Origin of the sequence: Promicromonospora alba (assembly GCF_042654905.1) — a bacterium.
Classification (GTDB): domain Bacteria; phylum Actinomycetota; class Actinomycetes; order Actinomycetales; family Cellulomonadaceae; genus Promicromonospora; species Promicromonospora alba.
In genome coordinates this window covers 198,775-222,055 of sequence record NZ_JBHSFI010000006.1, presented here as the reverse complement: position 1 = coordinate 222,055, position 23,281 = coordinate 198,775, and the positions used below count along the sequence as shown (strand labels likewise).

Annotated in this window: 21 protein-coding genes; 16 read left to right on the top strand and 5 right to left on the bottom strand. The window is 71.5% G+C overall.

Going from position 1 to position 23,281, the window contains the following annotated elements:
* Positions 1-38 precede the first annotated feature (38 nt).
* The 3 genes from ACFO6V_RS20635 to ACFO6V_RS20625 are packed head-to-tail and all read left to right on the top strand — an operon-like array spanning position 39 to position 3,104.
* Positions 39-1,373, top strand: a complete 1,335-nt coding sequence (locus ACFO6V_RS20635) for an ABC transporter substrate-binding protein (protein WP_377138709.1) — start codon at positions 39-41, stop codon at positions 1,371-1,373.
* Positions 1,374-1,377: 4 nt separating this feature from the next.
* On the top strand, positions 1,378-2,259 hold the full coding sequence (locus tag ACFO6V_RS20630; RefSeq protein WP_377138707.1) for a carbohydrate ABC transporter permease: 882 nt from the start codon (positions 1,378-1,380) through the stop codon (positions 2,257-2,259).
* Positions 2,256-3,104 carry a carbohydrate ABC transporter permease gene (locus tag ACFO6V_RS20625; RefSeq protein ID WP_377138704.1) on the top strand — a complete coding sequence of 283 codons (849 nt, stop codon included), beginning with the start codon at positions 2,256-2,258 and terminating at the stop codon, positions 3,102-3,104. The genes ACFO6V_RS20630 and ACFO6V_RS20625 overlap by 4 nt, the downstream gene beginning before the upstream one ends.
* Before the next feature lie 6 nt (positions 3,105-3,110).
* Here ACFO6V_RS20625 and ACFO6V_RS20620 read toward each other — a convergent pair whose 3' ends face one another.
* Positions 3,111-3,494: a universal stress protein gene (locus tag ACFO6V_RS20620; RefSeq protein WP_377138702.1), complete on the bottom strand. Its 384-nt coding sequence runs from the start codon at positions 3,492-3,494 to the stop codon at positions 3,111-3,113.
* 264 nt (positions 3,495-3,758) lie between these two features.
* On the opposite strand from ACFO6V_RS20620, the gene ACFO6V_RS20615 reads away from it, so the two are divergent.
* From ACFO6V_RS20615 to ACFO6V_RS20570, 10 genes are all read left to right on the top strand, one after another.
* The gene (locus ACFO6V_RS20615; protein WP_377138700.1) at positions 3,759-4,892 is read left to right on the top strand and encodes an SPFH domain-containing protein; all 1,134 of its coding nucleotides are present in this window, start codon (positions 3,759-3,761) and stop codon (positions 4,890-4,892) included.
* Positions 4,893-4,894: 2 nt separating this feature from the next.
* Positions 4,895-6,091 carry a TFIIB-type zinc ribbon-containing protein gene (locus ACFO6V_RS20610; protein ID WP_377138697.1) on the top strand — a complete coding sequence of 399 codons (1,197 nt, stop codon included), beginning with the start codon at positions 4,895-4,897 and terminating at the stop codon, positions 6,089-6,091.
* A gap of 82 nt (positions 6,092-6,173) precedes the next feature.
* Positions 6,174-6,617: a TFIIB-type zinc ribbon-containing protein gene (locus ACFO6V_RS20605; protein ID WP_377138694.1), complete on the top strand. Its 444-nt coding sequence runs from the start codon at positions 6,174-6,176 to the stop codon at positions 6,615-6,617.
* Positions 6,618-6,787: 170 nt separating this feature from the next.
* Positions 6,788-7,630 carry a TIGR03620 family F420-dependent LLM class oxidoreductase gene (locus ACFO6V_RS20600; protein ID WP_377138692.1) on the top strand — a complete coding sequence of 281 codons (843 nt, stop codon included), beginning with the start codon at positions 6,788-6,790 and terminating at the stop codon, positions 7,628-7,630.
* Between the two features lie 323 nt (positions 7,631-7,953).
* Positions 7,954-8,046, top strand: coding sequence for a potassium-transporting ATPase subunit F (locus ACFO6V_RS20595; protein ID WP_116673876.1), 93 nt, complete (start codon positions 7,954-7,956; stop codon positions 8,044-8,046).
* 7 nt (positions 8,047-8,053) lie between these two features.
* Entirely contained in the window at positions 8,054-9,721 is a 1,668-nt protein-coding gene (gene kdpA / locus ACFO6V_RS20590) for a potassium-transporting ATPase subunit KdpA (RefSeq protein ID WP_377138689.1), read from the top strand.
* A complete protein-coding gene (gene kdpB, locus ACFO6V_RS20585; protein WP_377138686.1) occupies positions 9,718-11,922 on the top strand; it encodes a potassium-transporting ATPase subunit KdpB in 2,205 nt (734 codons plus the stop codon). Before kdpA ends, kdpB begins: the two co-directional genes overlap by 4 nt.
* Positions 11,923-11,971: 49 nt before the next feature.
* Complete coding sequence (kdpC, locus tag ACFO6V_RS20580) at positions 11,972-12,598, top strand: K(+)-transporting ATPase subunit C (RefSeq protein WP_377138684.1); 627 nt, start codon at positions 11,972-11,974, stop codon at positions 12,596-12,598.
* A 4-nt stretch (positions 12,599-12,602) separates the two neighbouring features.
* Positions 12,603-15,185, top strand: coding sequence for a DUF4118 domain-containing protein (locus ACFO6V_RS20575; protein ID WP_377138682.1), 2,583 nt, complete (start codon positions 12,603-12,605; stop codon positions 15,183-15,185).
* Entirely contained in the window at positions 15,182-15,886 is a 705-nt protein-coding gene (locus ACFO6V_RS20570) for a response regulator (RefSeq protein WP_377138680.1), read from the top strand. Before ACFO6V_RS20575 ends, ACFO6V_RS20570 begins: the two co-directional genes overlap by 4 nt.
* Positions 15,887-16,120: 234 nt before the next feature.
* Here the strand turns inward: ACFO6V_RS20570 and ACFO6V_RS20565 are convergent, their stop codons facing one another.
* Entirely contained in the window at positions 16,121-16,552 is a 432-nt protein-coding gene (locus ACFO6V_RS20565) for a MarR family winged helix-turn-helix transcriptional regulator (RefSeq protein WP_377138677.1), read from the bottom strand.
* Positions 16,553-16,603: 51 nt separating this feature from the next.
* Here ACFO6V_RS20565 and ACFO6V_RS20560 point away from each other — a divergent pair, with 51 nt between their 5' ends.
* Together ACFO6V_RS20560 and hemC are read left to right on the top strand one after the other, a co-directional pair.
* Positions 16,604-17,194, top strand: a complete 591-nt coding sequence (locus tag ACFO6V_RS20560) for a TIGR03086 family metal-binding protein (protein WP_377138674.1) — start codon at positions 16,604-16,606, stop codon at positions 17,192-17,194.
* Positions 17,195-17,418: 224 nt separating this feature from the next.
* The gene (hemC, locus tag ACFO6V_RS20555) at positions 17,419-18,354 is read left to right on the top strand and encodes a hydroxymethylbilane synthase (protein ID WP_377138671.1); all 936 of its coding nucleotides are present in this window, start codon (positions 17,419-17,421) and stop codon (positions 18,352-18,354) included.
* On the opposite strand, the gene ACFO6V_RS20550 is transcribed toward hemC, so the two are convergent.
* Positions 18,329-19,354, bottom strand: coding sequence for a DMT family transporter (locus ACFO6V_RS20550; RefSeq protein WP_377138668.1), 1,026 nt, complete (start codon positions 19,352-19,354; stop codon positions 18,329-18,331). The two genes, hemC and ACFO6V_RS20550, sit on opposite strands and share 26 nt — an antisense overlap.
* 68 nt (positions 19,355-19,422) lie before the next feature.
* On the opposite strand from ACFO6V_RS20550, the gene ACFO6V_RS20545 reads away from it, so the two are divergent.
* On the top strand, positions 19,423-21,036 hold the full coding sequence (locus ACFO6V_RS20545; RefSeq protein ID WP_377138665.1) for an aminotransferase class I/II-fold pyridoxal phosphate-dependent enzyme: 1,614 nt from the start codon (positions 19,423-19,425) through the stop codon (positions 21,034-21,036).
* 177 nt (positions 21,037-21,213) lie between these two features.
* On the opposite strand, the gene ACFO6V_RS20540 is transcribed toward ACFO6V_RS20545, so the two are convergent.
* Both ACFO6V_RS20540 and ACFO6V_RS20535 read right to left on the bottom strand, forming a co-directional pair.
* On the bottom strand, positions 21,214-21,807 hold the full coding sequence (locus ACFO6V_RS20540; protein ID WP_377138662.1) for a hypothetical protein: 594 nt from the start codon (positions 21,805-21,807) through the stop codon (positions 21,214-21,216).
* A 243-nt stretch (positions 21,808-22,050) separates the two neighbouring features.
* Entirely contained in the window at positions 22,051-23,247 is a 1,197-nt protein-coding gene (locus ACFO6V_RS20535) for a methyltransferase (protein WP_377138660.1), read from the bottom strand.
* Positions 23,248-23,281 lie beyond the last annotated feature (34 nt).

Sequence of the window (23,281 nt, the reverse complement as noted above, 5' to 3'; positions counted from 1 at the left end):
CGCAGTCGGTGATGACTGCGCACCTCCAAGGAGTCGATATGAAGAAGTATCTGACCATCCCGGCCGCGGCACTCGCTGTCGGCCTCCTCCTCGCCGGATGCAGCGACCCGACGGCCGGTCCCGGCGGGGCCGAGCCGGGCGGCGACTCGGGTGCCGGTTCGGTGGACTGGCCCGCACAGGACACCGACCTGACCGGCACGAAGCTCACCATCTGGGCCGCCCAGAACTCCAACACCGCACCCGACGCCGTCGTCGCCGGCTTCGAGGAGCTCACCGGCGCCGAGGTCGAGGTCGTCACGATCCCCGACCCGTACGAGCAGGGCGTGCAGACCAAGGTCGCCACCGGCGACCTGCCCGACCTCGCGTTCTGGCAGCCGACCGGCTCCATGCTCACCGCGCTCAACGCGCCGACCAACCTGCAGCCGCTCGACGGCGCACCGTGGATCGAGCAGTACAGCGGCGACCTCGCCGACATCACCGGCATCCTCGACGACACCCGCTACGCGGCCCTGATCACGAGCCCCGCGGTCGAGGGCGTGTACTACAACAAGGAGGTCTTCGCGGAGCACGGGATCACCGAGACGCCCACCGACTGGGACAGCTTCCTCGAGACCGCCCGCACCCTGAAGTCCGAGGGCGAGACGCCGTTCTTCGAGATGGCCGCCGACCAGTGGGCCACCCAGTGGTGGGTTCAGGTCCAGCTCGCCGACGCCGCCCAGGACGGGCTGTGGGACCGCGTGAACACGGGTGAGGAGAAGTTCACCGACCCGACGATCCTCGGCGCCATCGAGACCTACAAGGGCCTGATCGACGACGGCCTCTTCAACGAGGACATCAAGACCGCGACGTTCGAGGACCAGGCAGACGCCCTCCTCGCCGGCGACGCGGCCATGGCGGTCCAGGTCAACTCGTTCTTCGGCCAGCTCCAGGCCAAGGCGGACGCCGCGGAGCTCGACGAGAAGATCGGCTTCTTCCCGATCTCGCCCACCGGCAACGTCGGCACGTTCATCCCCGACCAGTCCAACGCCCTGGTCGCCTTCAAGACCGGCGACGCCGACCGCGAGGCGGCGGCACGCCAGCTCCTGTCGTACTGGCTCGGCGACGGCTACGCCGACTTCGTCGCGGACCGCGACACGATCTCGCTCCAGGACGGCGTCCCGACGCCGGACTCGGTGCCGCAGGCGCTCCTCGACGCGCACGCGTCGCTCGGCGAGTCCGTCGGGTCCATGCAGGCGCTCGCCGTGGCGAACCCCGACCTGTACATCTACCTGGCCGACATGATCCAGGGCACGACAACACCCGAAGAGGTCGCGCGGCAGACCCAGGACCAGTTCGCCCAGCTCGCCCGAGCCCAGGGCCTCGAAGGCTTCTGACGCGGTGCGCACCAACCTCCGCCACCGGGCCAGCCATCCGGCCAGGTACCTCGTCCCGGCCTTCGCGGTTCTCGGGGTGTTCTTCTTCCTGCCGACGATCTTCAACTTCGTCTACGCGCTCACCGACTGGTCGAGCTTCAAGAGCGAGATCGGCTTCGTCGGGCTGCAGAACTTCCAGGACCTCATCTCGAGCGGCACCCTGCTGTCGTCGCTGCGGATCACGTTGATCTATGCGGTGCTGGTGGCGATCTTCCAGAACCTCTTCGGGCTGCTGCTCGCGCTCCTGCTCGAGCGCGACACCAGGATCAACCGCTTCGCCCGCGTCATGTTCTTCATCCCGGTCGTCATGTCCGCGCTCGCCGCCGGCTACGTGTTCCAGGCGATCCTCAAGCCGGACGGCGCGGCCAACGCGATCCTCAGCGCCCTGACCGGCCAGCCGGTCACGGTCCCCTGGCTGGGAGACACCACGTGGACGCTGGTGGTGGTCGCACTGATCCACGCCTGGAAGTGGATGGGCCTGTCGATGCTCATCTACCTCGCGGGCCTGAAGACGATCAGTGAGGACGTGCTCGAGGCCGCCCGCCTCGACGGCGCCTCGGCCTGGACCGCCTTCCGGCACATTAGGTTCCCGCTGCTCGCACCCGCGCTGACCTTCAACGTCGCGACCGCGCTGCTGGGCTCGATGAACGGGTTCGACATCGTCCAGGCGACCACCGGCGGCGGGCCGGCCCGCACCACCGAGCTGCTCAACATCTTTATCTTCCGCACGTTCGGACAGGGTCTGTTCGCCCAGGCCACGACCATGAGCCTCGTGCTGTTCCTCGTCGTCGTGGCCCTCGCGTTCCCCGTCATCCGGACCCTGCGCAAGCGAGAGGAAGTCCTGTGAGCCCCACACGGCACGTGAACAGCAGGCACGGAGTCTGGCGGCGCGTCCAGCCGGTGGCGGCGATCCTCGCCGTCGTCCTGCTGATCGGCATGCCGCTGTGGATAGTGGTGGTCACGGCGGGCAAGAGCCAGGGCGAGGCCCTCAACCCCGACCTGTCCCTGCCCACCACCTGGCAGTACGCCGAGAACTTCGCGGCGGTCTGGGAGGACGGGCGGGTGCCCGCGGCATTCTTCGGGAGCCTGCTCGTCATGGTGCCGGCGGTCATCGGGGTGCTCGCGCTCGGGTCCCTCGCCTCGTGGGTGCTCGCCCGCCGCAGCTCCCGGCTCATGGCGGTGCTCTACGCGCTGGCGATCAGCGGCATCGTGCTGCCGCCCGCCGTCGTGACCGTCGTGCTGCTGCTGCGCCAGCTCGGGCTCGCGGGCACGGCGATCGGGATGATCGGCGTCTACATGGGCATGTACCTGTCGACGGTCATCTTCTTCGTCACCGGGTTCGTCCGGACGATCCCGGTGGAGCTGGAGGAGGCGGCGCGGGTCGACGGCGCGGGTCCGCTGCGTGTGTTCGGCCGGATCATCCTGCCGCTGCTGGCGCCCGTGCTGTCGACGGCGACGATCCTGATCTGCCTGTACGTCTGGAACGACGTGTTCTACGCGTTCTTCGTGGTCGGCGGGCGGCTGGACACGCTGCCGCTGAACCTGTTCCAGGTCGCCAGCGCCGGGCTGTACCTGGAGAACTGGCACCTGATCTTCGCCTACGTGGTGCTGATGAGCCTGCCGCTGCTGGCCGTCTTCGTCGTCGCCCAGCGCAAGATCATCTCGGGGATCACCTCGGGCGCGGTGAAGTAGCGGGGGTCAGGCGTAGCCGGCCTTGACCACGAGGACCGGCGCGGGGGAGTCGAGCAGCACCCGCTGCGTCGTCGACCCGACGAGGAACTTGCCGACCGTCGAGTGCTTGCGCGAGCCGATCACCACGAGGTCGGCAGAGACCGCCTCGGCCTGGTCGACTATCGCGTCGGCGACGTCGGCGTGCTCGGCGCGGAACGCTATCGGCGCGACGGTGACGCTACCGGGCACGGTGTCGAGCAGGTGTGCGAGCGCCGCGGGGACCTTGGCCCCTACCTGCGGAGTCAGCACGAGAACGGCCAGCTCCTGCTCACGTCGCGTCGCCTCGGTGACGGCGGCGCGCATCGCGGCCTCACCCTGGGGTGACTCGTTGTACGCCACGAGGACGGTCATCGGTCCTTGCACCTCCGGACAGGTTCGCCGGGTGTCACCCCTGCTGGTGAAACTCTCTCACATGTCCAGGTCACTGGCAGTCGTCCACTGCCACGTGATACGACAACGGCCGGAGAACCGGGTAGTGGGCCGAGCAGAGTTCCGGCGGACCAGGTGCAGGTCCGGACGGTCTTTCGTTCCCCCTGGTGCGCCGGACTTGTAGGGTCCGAGGTGCTTGCAGCGTCCGGGCGAGCGTCCCGGGTAGGAGCGAAAGAGGAGCACGTCATGGGCCTGCTGGACAAGATCAAGGGCGAGCTGGTCGACATCGTCGAATGGCTCGACGACACGCGCGACACCATCGTGTGGCGGTTCCCCCGGTACGAGAACGAGATCAAGATGGGCGCGCGGCTCGTCGTGCGCGAGTCGCAGACCGCCGTCTTCGTCAACGAGGGCGTCATCGCCGACGTGTTCGCGCCTGGCACCTACACGCTCGAGACGCAGAACCTGCCGGTGCTCTCGACGCTGAAGGGCTGGAAGCACGGCTTCCACTCGCCGTTCAAGGCAGAGGTGTACTTCGTCAGCACCCGCCAGTTCACCGACATGAAGTGGGGCACCAAGAACCCCGTCATGATGCGGGACCCGGAGCTGGGCATGGTGCGCGTGCGGGCCTTCGGCGCGTTCTCGGTCCGTGTCGTCGACCCGTCGAAGCTGCTGCGCGAGCTGGTCGGCACCGACCCGCAGTTCCGCACCGACGAGGTGCACGAGTACCTGCGCCAGAACATGGTGAGCCACCTCGCGAGCGTGCTCGCCTCGTCCGGTATCCCCGTCATCGAGCTCGCCGCCCACCACGGCGACCTCGGCGACCAGCTGGCGGCCCGGCTCACCGACGAGCTCGCGGACCTCGGCATCGCCGTGCCCAAGTTCGTCATCGAGAACATCTCCCTGCCTCCCGAGGTCGAGGCGGCGCTCGACAAGCGCACCTCCATGGGCATCGTCTCGTCGGGGACGGTCGGCAGCATGGCCGCCTTCCAGCAGTTCCAGGCGGGTCAGGCGATGGAGGCGGCGGCCGAGGGCGGCGGCAGCGCCGGCGCGGTGATCGGCATGGGGCTCGGGCAGTCGGTGGGCAACGCGATAGTGCCGCCCACGCAGACCGCTTCTCCCTCACCCGCCCAGCCCACCCAAACAGCCCAGGCCGCACCGGCGGGGCCGCCGCCCATGCCCGGCTGGTACCTCGGCAACGGTGGCGCGCAGACCGGCCCGTTCGACGACGCCGCGCTCGCCGCGCAGGCCGCCGCCGGCACGCTGACGGCCGGCACGCTGATCTGGCGTGCGGGCATGGCCGGCTGGGAGCCGGCGTCGTCGGTGCCGGACGTCGCGAAGCACCTCGGCGCCACTCCGCCGCCCCTCCCGCAGGCCTGACGATGGCGGAGCTGACCGAGGGCGGCGTCACCGCCCACCGCTCCTACCCGTGCGAGCAGTGCGGGGCCAGCGTCGAGTACGCCGCCGGGACCGGCGCGCTGACCTGCCCGTACTGCGGGCACGCGCAGCAGGTGACCCCGGCCGGCGGCGCGGTGCGCGAGCACGACTTCGCTGCCCTGGCCGCCCGGCAGCGCCCTGCGGCGCCCGCCACGCAGGAGTACCAGTGCGGCACGTGCGGCGCGATCACCACGAGCGACCACCTGTCGCAGAAGTGCGGGTTCTGCGGGTCGCCCATGGTCGCGGAGGTCGAGAGCCTCGGCCTGGTCGAGCCGGAGGCCGTGCTGCCCTTCGGGGTCGACCGGCCGGCCATGCAGGGCGCGCTGCAGAAGTGGGTGCGCTCGCGGTGGTTCGCGCCGTCGGCCCTCAAGAAGGTGGTGTCCGCGGAGCAGGCGCACGGCGTCTACCTGCCGCACTGGACGTTCGACACGCAGACGCGGTCCGACTACACCGGGCAGCGGGGCGAGCACTACTGGGTCACCGAGACGTACACGACCACCGACTCCGAGGGCCGCAGCCAGACCCAGACCCGGCAGGTGCAGAAGACGCGCTGGTACCCGGCGTCCGGCACGGTCGCGCGAGCGTTCGACGACGTGCTCGTCGCGGGGACGCGGCGGGTCATGCCCGAGCATCTGGCGAAGCTGAGCCCGTGGCCGCTGGAGCAGGCTGCGGCGTACCAGCCGGACTACCTCGCGGGCTACGAGACCCTCCGGTACGACGTCGAGCCCGAGGCCGGGCTGGAAGCGGCCAAGCACGAGATGGCGCCCGTCATCGAGAACGACTGCGAGCGGGACATCGGCGGCGACGTGCAGCGGGTGCACCACGTGGCGACCAGCTACTTCGACGTGACGTACAAGCTCCTGCTGCTGCCGGTGTGGATCGCCACGTACCTGTACGGCGGCAAGCCGTTCCAGGTGCTGGTCAACGCGCGCACCGCCGAGGTGGTGGGGCAGCGCCCGTGGTCGGCCTGGAAGATCGCGTTCGCGGTCCTCGCGGGGCTGGCAGTGATCGCCGGGATCATCTGGGCGGTGGTGGCGGCTCAGGACGACGGTGCCGCGACCGTCGTCTACTCGGGGCTCGCGCTCTTGGGTGATCCGGTCTCTCGTGAGAGCGTGGGTTTTTACGCGGATCCCGGCAGCTGACACCGACACCGACGTCACGGAACCGCACGACCGGCTCGTCCGTTGGGTGACCGGCAGACGACGACCGCTAGGAGACCACACGATGCTGTGCCCCATCGACCAGACCACGCTCGTCATGTCCGAGCGCAAGGGGATCGAGATCGACTACTGCCCCACGTGCCGTGGCGTGTGGCTCGACCGCGGTGAGCTGGACAAGGTCATCGACCGCTCGGTCGAGACCGAGATCGCCGCGGAGAACCGGCCGGCGGCGCCGTCGGCCCCGATGGCCCCGCCGGCGCCGAACCCTGTGCAGGCCGGGCCCTACGGTTCGCCGCAGCCGGCGTACGACCCGCGCTACGACGACCGCCGGCGTGACGACCGCCGCTACGACAGCGACCGCGATCGTGACCGCCGGTACGACGGCGACCGCCGGTACGACAGCGACCGGGATCGCGACCGCCGGTACGACGGCGACCGCCGGCACGACGACCCGCGCTACAAGAAGAAGCGCAAGGAGTCCCTCCTGGGGGAGCTCTTCGACTTCTGAGTGACGGCAGACGCGCCCCTACCCAGTGATTCGGCCCGGACCTCCCACGGTTCCGGACCGAAACCCTGGGTAGGGGCGTCCTTGTTTCCGCTTGACCTCAGGCTTGGTTGAGGTTTTAGCGTCGTCGCGGACAGGGGCCAACGGGTCCGCGATCGGCGAGGGAGCTGTTGATGAGTGAGCTGGAGCTGGGGTCGCTGGGCCTGGTGCTGAACGTCGCGGACGACCGCGCGCACCTCGCGCAGGCCGCCGAGGCCGAGCAGCTGGGCTTCTCCGCGCTGTGGCTGTTCGGCGGGCAGCTCGAGCTCCTTCAACCGCTGGCCGAGCTGCTGCGCGCGACGGAAAAGGTGCAGGTAGCGCCCGCGATCGTGTCGCTGGATGTGCACGGCGTCGACGACGTCGTCCGCCTCCTCGAGGTGCTCGGCGACGGCGAGGCGGACCGGCTGGTCGGGGGCTTCGGCGCGCCGCAGCAGGCGGCACGGCCGCTTGCCGGGCTGCGCGAGTTCCTGGACGAGCTCGACGCCGCGGACGTGTCGCTGCCCGCGGCGCGGCGGCTGATCGCGGCCCTCGGTCCCCGCAAGCTGGAGCTCGCGCGGGACCGTGCGGCGGGTGCGATCACGATGCTGGTGACGCCCGCCTACACCGCATGGGCGCGCGAGGTGCTGGGGCCGGACGCGACGCTCGTGGTGATCCAGCCGGTGGTGCTGGACGCCGACCTCGGCCGTGCCCGCCAGACCGTGCGCGGGCCGCTGGGCTTCCTGCTCTCCGTCGGCGGGTACGCGGCGAACATGCGCCGGATGGGCTTCGGCGACGACGACATCGCCGCCATGAGCGACGAGCTCGTCGACGCGATCGCGACCGTCGGTGATGCGGACGCGATTCTCGCCGGGGTGCGGGCCCACCTGGACGCGGGCGCCGACCACGTGGCGCTGTCCGTGTTCTCGGAGGGCGACCAACCGGGCGCGATCGAGGTGGCCCGCGCCGTAGCCGCCGTCGACCCCACCCTGCGGGGGTAGCCCTGCAGCGAGGTAGCCGGCCAGCGAGGTAGTCGTTCGGTACTCATGCGCGGGCCGCTGAGCGTCTGTCTCGCTGGCCGACTATCTCGCTGCAGTTCTATCCCGGCGGCCCGGGCCCGGCGTCAGGGGGGTGTCAGGGTCGTCGGCGCACGTGTCAACGTTCCGTCAAGGGCGCGGTCCGCCGGACGCCGTCGGGCATAGACCTGAGACATGACCGATCTGGCCTTCATCCTCCTCACCGTGGCGTTCTTCGCCGCGGTGGCAGTGGTGGCGCGTCGCGCCTCCTCGAACGAGTCGTCCGTCAGCCCTCAGGGGAGGCGGAAATGAACCCGTTCGACGCCGTGGGTCTCGTGCTCACCCTTGCCGGCCTCGCGTACCTCTTCGTGGCGCTGATCCGCGCCGACCGGACGCGGTGATCGTCCGGTGAACACCTCAGTCTTCGCAGCAGCGGCGCAGATCCTCGTGCTGCTCGCCGCCCTCGCCGCGGTGCACGCGCCGTTCGGCGCGTACATGGCGCGCACCTACACCAGCCCCAGGCACCTGCGGATCGAGCGCGTCTGGTACCGCGCCGTCCGCGTCGACCCGGACGCCGAGCAGCGCTGGACCACCTACCTGATGTCCCTGCTGGGCTTCTCGCTCGTCTCGGTCCTCTTCCTCTACGGGATGCTGCGGCTGCAGGAGCACCTGCCGTGGAGCCTCGGCTTCACGGGGTTCGACCCGGCGGGCGCGTGGAACACCGCCGTCAGCTTCACCACGAACACGAACTGGCAGTGGTACTCGGGCGAAGCGGCAGCCGGGCACCTCGTGCAGATGGCCGGGCTCGCCGTGCAGAACTTCGTCTCGGCGGCGGTCGGCATGGCGGTGGCGATCGCGCTCGTGCGCGGCTTCGCCCGCTCCGGGACCGACGCCCGCATCGGCAACTTCTGGAGCGACCTGACCCGCGGCGTGACCCGGATCCTGCTCCCGATCTCCGTGCTGGCCGCGATCGTCCTCATGGTCGGCGGCGTGATCCAGAACCTGGACCCGCACACCGCGCTCACCACGGTCGAGGGCGCCACGCAGCACGCGCTGGGCGGCCCGATCGCCTCCCAGGAGGCCATCAAGGAGCTCGGCACCAACGGCGGCGGGCCGTTCAACGCGAACTCCGCGCACCCGTTCGAGAACCCGACGCCGTTCACCAACATCCTCGAGATCTTCCTGCTGCTGCTGATCCCGTTCACGCTGCCGCGCACGTTCGGCATCATGGTCGGCGACAAGCGCCAGGGCTGGGCAATCCTCGGTGCCATGGGCGCGCTGTTCCTGGCGTCGCTGGTGCTGACCACCTGGGCCGAGATGGCGGGCCCCGGTGCGGCTCCGCAGGCCGCCGGTGGCGCCATGGAGGGCAAGGAGACCCGGTTCGGGCTCGCCGGAAGTGCGCTGTTCGCGGTCGCGACGACGGCGACGTCGACGGGCGCGGTGAACTCGATGCACGACTCGTTCACGGCGCCGGGCGGAGGCCTCGTGCTGTTCAACATACTGCTGGGCGAGGTCGCTCCGGGCGGCGCCGGTTCCGGCCTGTACGGGATGCTGATCCTGGCAGTGGTCGCGGTGTTCATCGCAGGCCTCATGGTGGGCCGTACGCCCGAGTACCTGGGCAAGAAGATCGGCCGCCAGGAGATGACGCTCGTCGCGCTGTACGTGCTGACGGTGCCCGCACTGGTGCTGGTCGGCACGGCGGTCGCCGTCGTCGTCGAGCCGGGACTCGCCGGCATCCAGGAGTCCGGCCCGCACGGCCTGTCCGAGGTGCTGTACGCGTACGCCTCGGCCGCGAACAACAACGGCTCGGCCTTCGGCGGCCTGACCACCGGCACCCCGTTCTACGAGGTGACGCAGGGCCTGGCGATGCTCGCCGGCCGGTTCATCCCGATAGCGCTCGTGCTGGGGCTCGCCGGTCGCCTCGCGAGCCAGACGGCGGTCCCGGCGACGGCGGGCACCCTGCCGACGCACCGCCCGCTGTTCGTGGGCCTCGTGGCCACGGTGGCGATCGTCGTCGTGGGGCTCACGTTCATCCCTGTTCTTTCCCTCGGTCCCGTTGTGGAGTCCCTGTCATGACCATCGACACCCGGAACATCCCGGACGTCCCCACCCACGAGCCGGCGACAGACGCCGAGAGCCGGCACCACTCGAAGCGCACGACGCCCCGTGCCCTGACCTGGGCACAGGTACGCGCCTCGCTCCCCGGTGCGCTGCGCAAGCTCGACCCGCGCGTCCTGTACACCTCGCCCGTCATGTTCGTCGTCGAGGTGGGCGCGTTCGTCACCACCGTGCTGGCGATCATCGAGCCGGGCGTCTTCGCCTGGTGGATCACGGTGTGGCTGTGGGCGACGGTGCTCTTCGCGACCCTCGCGGAGTCCATCGCCGAGTCCCGCGGCAAGGCGCAGGCCTCCACCCTGCGCGCCACCCAGAAGCAGACGACGGCGCGCAAGGTGGACGCCCCGCGGGAGACCCTGGCGACCCGCACCGGGCTGAACCTGCTGCCGACGGTAGAGGTCCCGTCCTCGACCCTCCAGGTGGGCGACGTCGTGGTGGTCGTGGCGGGCGAGACCATCCCCGGCGACGGCGACGTCATCGAGGGCGTCGCGTCCGTGGACGAGTCGGCGATCACCGGCGAGTCCGCCCCCGTGATCCGGGAGTCCGGCGGCGACCGCTCAGCGGTCACGGGCGGCACGGTGGTGCTGTCCGACCAGATCGTCGTGCGCATCACCGCGCCCGCCGGGTCCACGTTCGTGGACCGGATGATCGCTCTGGTCGAGGGCAGCGAGCGCCAGAAGACGCCGAACGAGGTGGCGCTGAACATCCTGCTCACGTCGCTGACCATCGTCTTCCTCCTGGCGGTCGCCACGCTGCAGCCGTTCGCCGTGTACTCGGGCTCGCGGCAGTCGCTGCTGGTCCTGGTGGCGCTGCTGGTCTGCCTGATCCCGACGACGATCGGCGCGCTGCTCAGCGCGATCGGAATCGCGGGGATGGACCGGCTGGTGCAGCGCAACGTGCTGGCGATGTCGGGCCGCGCGGTGGAGGCCGCGGGCGACGTCGACGTCCTGCTGCTCGACAAGACGGGCACCATCACCTACGGCAACCGGCGTGCGACGGAGGTGCTGCCGGTCGGCGGGGTGACGCCGGAGGAGCTGGCGGTAGCGGCTCGGCTGGCCTCCCTGGCGGACGAGACCCCGGAGGGCCGCAGCATTGTCGAGCTGGTGGACCAGACGTACGGTGCGGGCGAGGAGCTGCCGGCGGACGCCGAGCTGGTGCCGTTCGCGGCGCAGACGCGGATGTCGGGGGTGGACCTGACTCGTACGCGGGTCGAGCTTGTCGAAACCGGGGTCTCGACAGGCTCGACCAGCGCGGTCGTCCGCATCCGGAAGGGCGCCGGCAGCGCCATCCAGCGCTGGGTGCAGAGCACCGGCGCGCAGGTCTCCGAGCAGGAGGCCGCCCAGCTGGAGGGGCACGTCGACGCCGTCTCGCGCGCGGGCGGCACGCCGCTGGTCGTCGCGGAGCAGGTGGGTGACGCGCCCGCCCGTGTGCTCGGCGTCGTCCGGCTGAAGGACGTGGTCAAGGAGGGCATGCGCGAGCGGTTCGACGAGCTGCGCGCCATGGGCATCCGGTCCGTCATGGTCACGGGCGACAACCAGGTGACCGCGCGGGCGATCGCGGAGGAGGCCGGCGTGGACGGCGTGCTGGCCGAGGCCACGCCCGAGGACAAGCTCGAGCTGATCCGCCGCGAGCAGGAGGGCGGCAAGCTCGTCGCCATGGCCGGGGACGGCACGAACGACGCCCCCGCGCTCGCCCAGTCCGACGTCGGCGTCGCGATGAACACCGGCACGTCCGCCGCCAAGGAGGCGGGCAACATGGTGGACCTCGACTCCGACCCCACCAAGCTCATCGAGATCGTGGAGATCGGCAAGCAGCTGCTCATCACGCGCGGGGCGCTGACCACGTTCTCCGTGGCGAACGACGTCGCGAAGTACTTCGCGATCCTGCCGGCCATGTTCGTCACGGTGTTCCCGCAGCTCGAGGTGCTGAACATCATGCGGCTGGAGAGCTCCGCCTCGGCGATCCTGTCGGCCGTCATCTTCAACGCGCTGATCATCCTCGCGCTGATCCCGCTGTCGCTGCGCGGGGTGCGGTACCGGCCGGCGTCGGCGTCGTCGCTGCTGACGCGAAACCTGCTGATCTACGGCCTCGGCGGGCTGGTGGCCCCGTTCATCGGGATCAAGCTCATCGACCTGGTCGTCTCGCTGCTCCCGGGCCTGTAGCCCGATCCTGAAGCCCGATCCCGAAGCCCAGAAACACGAAGGAACTCAGATGGCAACCACAACAGTGGCGAGCGACCTCGCGACGCTGACCCGGCACTCGCTGGCCGGGCTGCGCATGCTGCTCGTCTTCACTCTCGTCACCGGGCTGGCGTACCCGCTCGCGATGACCGCCGTCGGGCAGGTCGCATTCCCCTGGCAGGCGAACGGCTCGCTCGTCCGGTCCGACGGCGCCCACACCACCGAGCGCTCCGACGCCGTGGGGTCCGCGCTCGTCGCGCAGGGCTTCACCGGGCCGGAGTACTTCCACCCCCGCCCGTCTGCGGCCGGGGACGGATACGACACCCTCGCCTCGGGCGGGTCCAACCTGGGTCCGCTCAACCCCGACCTGGTCGCGACGATCGAGGAGCGCAAGGACGCGATGGCGGCCCTGGAGGGCGTTGACCCGGCAGACGTCCCGGCCGACGCCGTCACGGCGTCCGGCTCTGGCCTGGACCCGCACATCAGTCCTGCGTACGCCGCGATCCAGGTGGCCCGGGTCGCGGAGGCGCGCGGCCTGTCCGTTGCCGACGTCGAGCAGGCGGTGGCCGAGCACACCGCCGGCCGCGGCCTGGGCGTCCTGGGCGACCCGCGCGTGAACGTGCTGGAGCTCAATCTCGCCCTCGATGACGCAAACTGAGGCCATGACCACCGGACGCCGGGGCCGCCTCACCGTCTATCTGGGGGCGGCCCCGGGCGTAGGAAAGACCTACGCCATGCTCGACGAGGCGCACCGCCGTCGCGCACGGGGCACCGACGTCGTGATCGGCCTCGTCGAGACGCACGGCCGGACGGCGACGGTCGAGCGGATCGGCGACCTCGAGATGCTCCCGCGGCGGCTCGTCGAGCATCGGGGCACGACGCTCACCGAGCTCGACGTCCCGGCGGTGCTGGAACGGGCGCCCGAGGTGGCCCTGGTGGACGAGCTCGCGCACACCAACGCCCCCGGCTCGGAGCACCCCAAGCGCTGGCAGGACGTGCACGACCTGCTGGACGCCGGCATCGACGTGGTCACCACGGTCAACGTGCAGCACCTCGCCTCCCTGACGGACGACGTCGAGGCCATCACCGGCGTCCGGCAGCGCGAGACCGTGCCCGACAAGGTGGTGCGCGAGGCCGACCAGATCCAGCTCGTGGACCTCTCGCCCGAGCAGCTGCGGCGTCGGCTCGCGCACGGCAACGTCTACCGGGCGGACCAGATCGACGCCTCGATGTCGTCGTTCTTCCGCATCGGTAACCTGACGGCGCTGCGCGAGCTCGCCCTGCTCTGGCTCGCCGACCGGGTGGACGACGCCCTGACCAGGTACCGCGCCGACCACGCGATCGGCGGTACGTGGCCCGCCCGCGAGCGCATAGTCGTGGCAGTGACCGGTGGCCCGGAGACGGAGACGCTGCTGCGCCGGGCGGCCCGGATCGCGCAGCGGGCGGCCGGGACCGAGCTGCTGGCGGTGCACGTGCTGCCGACCGACGGCCTGCCGTCGACGCCGTCGGCCACCATCGCGGCGCACCGCGGGCTCGCCGAGTCGCTCGGCGGCGTGTTCCACACGGTGGTGGGGGAGGACGTGCCGACCGCCGTCGTGGACTTCGCGCGCGGGGTCAACGCGACGATGATCGTCGTGGGCGTCTCCCGGCACAGCGTGTGGCGGCAGGCCCTGCTCGGATCCTCCAGTGCGGAGATCGCACGCCTTTCGGGCGCCATCGACGTGCACCTGGTGACGCACGAACGGGCACACGTCGGGACGGGCGTCGGGTCCCGGTACTCGTCGCTGTCCCCGAAGCGCCGGGCGGCGGGCTGGGGATCGTCGCTGGTGCTGCCGGCGGCCCTGACCGCGGTGCTGCTGCTGATCGGGCGGGACGACCTCGCCTTGGCGACGGACGCCATGCTGCTCCTGGCAGTGGTGGTGGGGGTGGCCATGATCGGTGGGCTGTGGCCGGCGGTCGTGGCCGCCGTCGTGTCCAACTTGTGCCTGAACTGGTTCTTCACGCCGCCGGTGGGCAGATGGACGATCGCCCAGGGAGAGAACGTCCTCGCCCTCGCCGTGTTCGTGGTGGTCGCCGTCGCCGTCGCCTCGGTGGTCGACCTCGCGGCGCGGCGCACCACCCAGGCGTACCGGGCGCGGGCCGAGGCGTCGACGCTCGCCGCGCTGTCGCGTTCGGTGCTGTCGGGGCAGGACACGGCGCAGGCGATAGTGGAACGCCTCGCCCAGACGTTCGCGATGGCCGAGGTGCGGCTCGAGGAACGTGCCGACGACCGCGCGCCGTGGACGGTGGTGGCGCACGAGAGGTGGGCCACCGCGGAGGCGGGGTCGGGCGCTGGGTCCGGTGCTGGGTCCGGCGGGTCCGGCGCCACGGACGACGGGTCCGTCACCGAGGTGGCGATCGACGACAGGCACCGGCTCCTGCTGGCCGGCCGTGTCCTCCCGGCGAGCGACCGGCAGGTGGTCGAGGCGTTCGGCGCGCAGGCCGGCATCGTGCTGGAACACCGGCGGCTGCGGGAGCAGGCGGCCCAGGCGGAGGTGCTGGAGCGGACCGAGAGCACCCGCACCGCGCTGCTCGCCGCCGTCTCGCACGACCTGCGCACCCCGCTCGCGGTCATCCGCACGGCGGTGGACGGCCTCGCGTCGCCCGACGTCGAGCTCGACCGCGAGGACCGGGACATCCTCACGGGCACCATCGCTGACTCGACCTACCGGCTCGAGCGGCTCATCGGCAACCTCCTGGACCTGTCGCGGCTGCAGACCGGCGCCGTCCGGCCAGTCCTGCGCGCCGCGTCCCTGGAGGAGGTGGTGCCGATCGCCGTCGAGCCGTGGCTCTCCGACCTCGCACTCGACGTGCCCGAGGACCTCCCGCTCGTGCACACGGACCCGGGCCTGTTCGAGCGGGTGGTGGCGAACGTGGTCTCCAACGCGGTGCGGCACTCCCCGCCCGGTGCGAAGGTGCTGTTCACGGCCTCCGCGACGCGCGCGTCCGTGGAGCTGCGGATCGCCGACGCCGGGCCCGGCGTGCCCGACGACCGCAAGGCCACCATGTTCGAGCCCTTCCAGCGGCTCGACGACACGAGCGTCAACGGCCTCGGCCTCGGGCTGGCGGTCGCGTCGGGGCTCGCGGACGCCGTCGGCGCCCGGATCGCGGCGGAGGACACACCCGGCGGGGGCCTGACGATGGTGCTCACCGTTCCGCGCGAACCGGCGCCGAATTCTGGTCAGGATGATGGGATGGTCTCGTGACGGGGGAGTCGGGCGGCGTGACGGGCAACCGCGTCCTCGTGGTGGACGACGACGGCGCGCTCGCCCGTGCCCTGGCTATCAACCTGCGGGCGCACGGCTGGGACGTGACGGTCGCGCCGACCGGTGCGGCGGGCCTGGACGCGGCGGCGTCCGCCCGGCCGGACGTGGTGCTGCTCGACCTGGGGCTGCCCGACATGCCGGGCCTCGACGTGATCGCGGGGATCCGCGGCTGGACGCGGGTCCCGATCGTCGTGCTGTCCGCGCGGCAGCTCGGCGACGACAAGGTGGACGCCCTCGACGCCGGCGCCGACGACTACGTGACCAAGCCGTTCGCCATGAACGAGCTGCTCGCGCGGCTGCGCGCCGCCGTCCGCCGGGCGGAGCCCGCCCACCCGGAGGAGCCGGTGGTCGTCGCGGGGGAGCTGCGGATCGACCTGGCGCGGCGGCAGGTCTCCCGCAACGGCTCCGACGTGCGGCTGAGCCCCACGGAGTGGGCGCTGCTGGAGGTGCTGGTGCGCAACCGCGGCCGGCTCGTGGACCGCAAGCTGCTGTTGCACGAGGTCTGGGGACCGGCGTACTCGACCGAGACCAACTACCTGCGCGTCTACACGGCGCAGCTGCGGCGCAAGCTGGAGAAGGACCCGTCGCAACCGCGGCACATCCTCACGCACCCGGGGGCTGGTTACCGGTTCGAGGAGTGAGCCGGGTGCGGGCTGGTTCGGTCCCTTGCACAAGACCATCCGGTGACTTCGGTCGCTTGCCCTGAGATCGGTCGTTTGACTGACCGATCTCAGGGCAACCGACCGAAGTCACGATCAAGAGCCGTGCAACGTACCGAAGTCGCGATCAGCAGCCGTGCAACCGACCGAAGTCGCGATCAGCAGCCGTGCAACCGACCGAAGTCGCGAGGCGGACAAGGCAGACCGCGGTCCCCCTCAACGGTCGCGGGTGTCGTCCAACGACTCGACCAGCCCGGTGAGCGCCCGCTCGAAGACCTCCCGGTCGCCCGCCGGGATGCCATGGAGCAGCTCTCGCTCCATCTCAAGGATCTCCGCCCTGCACCGGTCGAGGACCCGCCGGCCCTCAGCGGTGAGAGAGACCACCCGGTTGCGCCGGTCCGCGGGATCCGGTTCCCGGGTGACGAAGCCGAGCTCCTCCAGCCGGTCGAGATTGCCGATCAGCCGCGTCTTGTCGCGTCCGGCGGCGGCCGCCAGCTGGGCCTGGGTCGGGGCGGCCTGCTCCGTCAGAGCGCTGAGGACCGCGTAGTCCCACATCCGCAGTCCGGCGCGCTCGAGGATCGGCTCCTCGCGGGCGATCGTCACCCGCATCAGCCGGGACAGCAGGTAGCCAAGCTCGGGTCGCTCCACCTGGCGATCCTAACCACCTTCTTATGATCTACGGTGGTGTACCGTCTACTCATGCTTACTTATTCGGAGATGCTCACCCTGCATGACGCCGCCCTCGCCGACACCACGGCTCTGGTCGAGCGCGCGGCCCGCGGCGACCTCGGGATCGCCACACCGTGCGAAGGCTGGGACCTCGCGGACCTGCTGTCCCACATGATCGGCCAGAACCTCGGGTTCGCGGCCGCGGTCGCCACCGGCGACGCCGACGAGGCGGCGTACGCGGGACCGGACGTCGCCCCGGCGAACGCCGTCGGCCAGTGGGACGCGTCCGCCGAGGCCCTTCGGGCAGCGTTCGGGCCGGCCGACGAGGCCGCCGTCGTCCGTCTCGCCGAGTTCGACATCCAGGTGACCCCCGCCGTCGCGCTCAGCATGCAGCTCCTCGACACCGCGGTCCACGCCTGGGATGTCGCCGCGGCGCTCGGCGACACCTACCGGCCCGACGACGCCGTCACCGAGCTGGTCCTCGACTTCGCCCGGCAGATCGCGAGCCGGCCCGGCGGATCGCCCGGCGTCTTCGGCGAGCCGCTGGCCGAGACCGGTGCCGACCCCTGGCTCGACGCCCTGCGCCTCCTGGGCCGAGACCCGCGACCGGTCGGGGCCTGACCAGCCCTGGCAGAGCTGGCGGTCGGCTGGGTTTCGATCCACTCCAGGTCCGAAGAAGCCAGAACGACCCCTGCCCGATGCACGCGACACGCCGACGACAGCGTGCACTGTGTTGGAGCCGATTTCCCGACCTGTGTAGCGCACCTTCCGACCTGAGAGCAACATGCCCTGCACCCGTTCCTTGTCGCGGCGAAGAAGGCCCCGGCGCGGATACCGTAGGCCTCATGTCTTCTCCCGTCCTGCGGATCGTGACCCGGTCGTCGCCGATGGCGCGAGCCCAGGTCGAGCGCGTCCGCAGCCTCCTCGCCCAGACCTCACCGGACCTGGAGGTCGAGGTCGTCCCGGTCACGACCACCGCGGACCGGTGGACCGGCAGCCTGAGCGCCCTGGGCGGCAAGGAGAACTTCGTCCGCGAGGTCGATGCGGTCCTGGCCGCTGGAGCCGCGGACGTTGCGGTGCACTGCCTCAAGGACATGCCCGGCGAGAAGCCGCTCCCGCCGGGCATGACGATCGCGGGCTACCTCGTGCGCGACGACGTGCGCGACTGCCTCGTCAGCCCGGCCGGACTCCAGCTGGCCGAGCTGCCTGCCGGAGCGAGGGTCGGCACCTCCTCGGTGCGCCGTCGGGCTCAGCTCGCCGCCGTCCGCCCCGACCTGGACTTCGTGCTGTTCCGCGGCAACGCCAACAAGCGGCTCGAGAAGCTGGCCGGCGGAGAGGTGGACGCGGCGATCCTGGCCGTCAGTGGGCTGGACCGGATCGGCCGTAGCGACGCGATCACCGAGATCTTTGAGCCCGAGGTCATGCTCCCGCCGGTCGGAGCGGGCATCCTGGCTCTGCAGTGCCGCGCCGACGACGACGCCACCCTCGACATCTTGGCTCCGCTCAACGACCCCACGACGTGGCGCGAAGCCGCTGCCGAGCGAATGTTCCTGCACGTGCTGCAGGGCCACTGCAACAGCCCGATCGCCGGCTATGCGGCGCATGTCGACGACGAGCTGGTCCTGAGCGGTGCGGTCTACTCGCTCGACGGGAAGACCGCCCTGACCGCTGCGGAGGACTCCGGCGCGTTCACCCCGGCAGACCTGGGCATGAGCGTGGCACTCGCGCTGGTCAAGCAGGGCGCTCGGGACATCATCAGCGCCGCCGCGTCGACTCCCTGATCCGGGACATCGCAGGGGTCCGCGTCCGCATCCTCGAAGGAGGTGTGGGGCCGGTGCGCATCCCCAGCACGACGCCGACCACGACCACCGCGACGCCCAGCCACACGACCAACCCGGGAACCGGACCGCCGAGCAGCACCCCGCCTACGGCCGACGCGACAGGCACGATCCCGGTGAACAGCCCGGCGCGCCCGGGTCCGATCCGCCCGACCGCCGTGTACCAGAGCAGGAACGCCACGACCGTGACGCCCAGGGCGAGGTGCAGGATCGCGGGCACGTGCTCGGCTCGCAGGGTCCCGACGGCGCCGGGTCCCTCCGTCGTCAGGCTGAGCGCCCACAGCGCCACCGCCGCGATCCACACCGCGTGCAGCGACACGCCGTGCGGCCCGAGCCGGCGCAGCACCGGGATCGCCAGCAGCGTGAACCCCGCCTCGCAGACCAGGGTCAGCAGCGCGTAGCCCAGTCCGGCGGCGTCGGCGCGCCCGCCACCGGTCACCAGGACGGCGCCCAGGGTCACCACTATCGCGGCGACCACCACCATCGGCGTCGGCCGGGTCTGCCCGAGCAGCGGCCCCACCAGCGCCAGCAGGATGGGCACCGCCGCCACCGCGACCCCGATCACCGCGGGCTCGGCATGCGCTACGCCCCGCACGACACCCACGTTGAACAGCACCAGCCCGGTCAGTGCCACACCCGCGAGCCACGCCCACTCCCGGCCCCGCGGCACCGGGACGGAGCGCCCCGTGAACCGCAGGACCAGGAACAGCACCAGCGCGGCCAGCGTGTACCGGAGCGCCTGCACCGCGAACAGCGGGGCGTCGGCGAGCACGCCCGAGACCGCCACCTGGCTGCCGACCAGCGTCATCCCGATACTCGCGTACAGCGGCCCGGACCATTGCCTCACGTGCGGGCGGGTGTGGTGCTCGGTGCCGGATTCAGTGCCGGACTCATTGCCTGTGGGCTCCTGGGCCCGCACGTCCGGTGGTGTCCTGGTCGTCATGTCCGCGAGCCTGCTCGAACTTTGGTATATCTGACAGTGCCAAACCCACGACGATCCATAGGACCAAGATGCCCGGGGCAGACTTCCTCCAGCTCGACCCCGCGCGAGCCGGCCGGGGGAACCTCACCGCATGGCTGGTCGAGACGGTGCGGGACGCTGTGTCCGACGGCCGGCTCGCCCCGGGCGACCGGCTGCCCGCGACGCGCGTTCTCGCCGACCAGCTCGGTTGCTCCCGCGGTGTCGTGGTCGACGCCTACCGCCGACTCACGGACGAGGGCCTGCTGTCCGGCCGGCACGGGGGCGGTACGACGGTCCGCGCTGCCTGGGCGCAGTCGTCGGCCCCGGAGCCGTGGCCGGTTCGCGGAGCAGGGCCAGCCGACGCCGGAACGCGACCCGCCGACGCCGGAACGCGACCCGCCGACGCCGGAACGCGACCCGCCGGCGCCGGAACGCGACCCGCCGGCGCCGGAACGCGACCCGCCGGCACCGGAGCAGGGCTAGTTGGCGTCAGCAGCCGCCCCACGCCGCCGTCGGGCCTCGCCGGCGTGATGCCGCCGGAGCTGACCGGCCCGGCCACCTCGGCAACCGATCTGATCGACCTGTCGCCGGGCCTGCCCGACCTCTCGGCGTTCCCCCGTGCCGCCTGGGCCCGCGCGGAACGCGCGGCACTGTCCGGACTGACGTCGAGCGAGCTCGGCTACGGCGACCCGCGCGGCCTGCCCGCCCTCCGCACGGCGCTGGCCGGCTGGCTCGCGCGCACCAGGGGGCTCCGCGCGCACCCGGACGACATCCTCGTGGTCAACGGCGTCTCGCAGGGCCTCACCCTGCTCGCCCGGACGCTCGGTGCGCGAGGACTGCGCCGGATCGGGTTCGAGGACCCGGGATCCTTCGGCGCCCGCGAGCACCTCCGGCGGTGGGACCTGGAACCCGTTCCCGTCCCCGTCGACCAGGACGGCCTGGACGTCGCGGCGCTCGGCAGGACCGGCGTCGACGCGGTAGTGGTCACCCCCGCGCACCAGTTCCCCACCGGAGTGGTGCTCGCCCCGGACCGACGCCGGGAGCTGGTCGCCTGGGCGCGCGCCGCACCGTCGTCGGGCCCCGGCCTGCCCGGCCGGCTGGTCATCGAGGACGACTACGACGCCGAGCACCGCTACGACCGCCCGCCAGTGCCCGCGCTGCGCGCGCTCGCGACCGACCACGTGGTCCACCTCGGCAGCGTCTCCAAGTCGCTCGCCCCGGCCATCCGGATCGGCTGGCTCCTCGCCCCCGCCGCGCTCCAGGCCGAGCTGGTCGAGGCCCGCTACTGGTCCGACCTCGCCGGTCCCGCGCTGTCCCAGCTCGCGCTCGCCCACTTCATCACCACTGGTGGGTTCGAACGGCACCTCCGCCAGGTCCGACGGCGGCATCGCGCCCGCCGCGACGCACTGCTCGCGGCGCTCGCGACCCATCTGCCCGGCAGCACCGCCCACGGGGTGGCCGCCGGTCTGCACCTGCTCGTGACGGTGCCGGGCATCGACGACGCCGCAGTCGTCCGGCGTGCGGGCGGTGCCGGGGTCCGCATGCAGCCCCTCTCGGCGCACCGGCTGGGCGAGGGACCATCAGGCCTGGTGATCGGCTATGCCGCGAGCACCCCCGACCAGCTCCACGAGGCGGTGCACCGGATCGCACAGGTTCTCGAGTAAACAAGAACGGCGTTCAACGTGCGGTGCCGAAATATGCGTTCACAAACCAGTGAGGCCCTTTCCCGAAATTCGGGAAAGGGCCTCACCGGTAGTCTTTTGCACCAGCCCCACCGTTCGCGAACAGCTGGCGGAAAAGACGTCAGATACCGGCCGTGCTGGCGACGTCCGGCGAGTTCGTCACATCCCCGGAAGGGGGAGGGGCAGGGGAAGGGGGAGCGGAAGGCCGAGGCTGCCGAGGAGCGAGCCGAGCAGGTCGCCGAGCGTGGCGAGCAGGCCGTCCAGCAGGCCGAGGTCAGGAACCGGCAGCGGCACCGGGAGGTCCGGGACCGGGAGGTCCGGGACGGGGACGTCCGGCACCGGGAGGTCGGCCGGGGCGTCAGGAACTGCCTCGACCGCAGTCGCGGCCTCCGGGACAGCCACGGCTTCGGTCGCGACGTCAGGTACCGCCTCGGTCTCGGTCGCGACGTCCGGCACTGCCTCGACCTCGGTCGCGACGTCGGGCACCGCCTCGGTCTCGGCCGCGGCGTCCGGCACTGCCTCGACCTCGGTCGCGGCCTCCGGCACTGCCTCGACCTCCGGAGCGGCCTCCGGAGCGGCCTCGGGCTCAGCCGCGACCTCCGGCACCGGATCGGTTGCGGTGACCGCGGCCGCAGGCGCATCGCCCTCGGCCGTCACCAGGGCGCTTGCCCCTGTCGTGGCTGCGCAGACCATGCCCGCCGAGACGGCCACGGTAAGGACAGCTCGACTGACTGCACGGAATCCTCGGATCATGGTGTTTCCCCTCGAATAGCTCCGTCGAAACAGCGGTGGAGCACACTCGTGTGTTCCATGGGAAAGAGTCAGACGCACTTTTCACCCTGTCAATCGGAACGCATTGAGGCGCGCACGGAATGAAACGAGACAATCCAGGATCGAACCCGGCGGAGGAGTGATAGGAAAAGCCCGTAACCCAGACATCACAGTGGTGATACAGGACGGTCGTCCAGATCAGGTATCCGGTGTCGCGCGCAGGAATCAAGCGCCAGGAATCAGGCGCCACAGCGAGGTGACCTCGCGTCGTCGCGCCTCGTGCAGCAGGTCCGCGGCGTCGTTCGCCCGGGGGTGCCGCGGGCTCGTGTCGTGCCGCCCGGCGACCCGCAGCCCGGCATCGGCGATCCGGGTGAGGAGCTCGTCGCGCGTTCGCAGCCCAAGATGCTCCGCGAGGTCCGAGAGGACGAGCCAGCCCTCGCCTTTGGGCATGAGGTGCTCGCTCAGCCCGTCGAGGAACCGGTGGAGCAGGTCGGAGCCGGCGTCGTAGATACCGAGCTCGAGCGCAGAGGTCGGGCGCGCGGGGAGCCACGGCGGGTTGCAGACGATCAGGTCGGCCCGGCCGCTGGGCCACAGGTCGGCCTCGACGACCTGCACCTGATCGGCCAGCCCGAGCCGACGCACGTTCGAGCGGGCGCAGGCCACCGCTCGTGGGTTGATGTCGGTGGCGATGACCGTGCGCGCCCCGCGCCGGGCGAGGAGCGCCGTCAGCACGCCGGTGCCGGTGCCGAGGTCGAAGGCCACGGACGGCGCGGCGTCGCCGGCGAACGGCATGGTCGCGACCAGGTCGACGTACTCGCCGCGCACCGGCGAGAAGACGCCGTACGCGGGGTGGATGCGTTCCCCCAGCGCCTCGATCTCGACGCCCTGCTGGTGCCACTGGTAGGCGCTGAGCACACCGGCGAGCTCGGTGAGCGCCACGCAGGTCCCGCGCGGTTCGACGCCGGGTGCGCTGCCGGCGGCGTCCGCCGGGCCGTAGGCGTGGTCGCACGCAGCCCGGACGTCGGGCGCACGGCCCAGCTTCAGGGTGTGGTCCGGTTGGAGCAGTACCAGCAGGCTGCCGAGGAGCCTTGCGCGTTCGGCGCGTGCCGCTCGGTGGCCGTGGAAGAGCGCTGCGAGTCCGTCGCCGGTCGCGCGGCCCGCTGTGCCAGGTCCGGTGCCTGCTCCGGTCCGGCGGGAGCCTGACCGTTCGTGCAGGCGGTCCATGGCGCGAAGCAGCTGCCGGGCATTGTGGAAGTCGCCCCGCCACAGGAGCCCGGCCCCGCCGCGCACCATGCGGTAGGCGGCCTTGGCGGTGGTGCGGTCGTCGACGACTATTACCCCGCCCGGCGCGGGCGCATCGTTCTCGGAACGCCAGCGTGCGGCGTAGGAGGCCCCGCCCTCGGTCCAGTGGACAGCTGCCATGACGTGCTCCCGAACGGGTCGAAGGTGCCGGAGT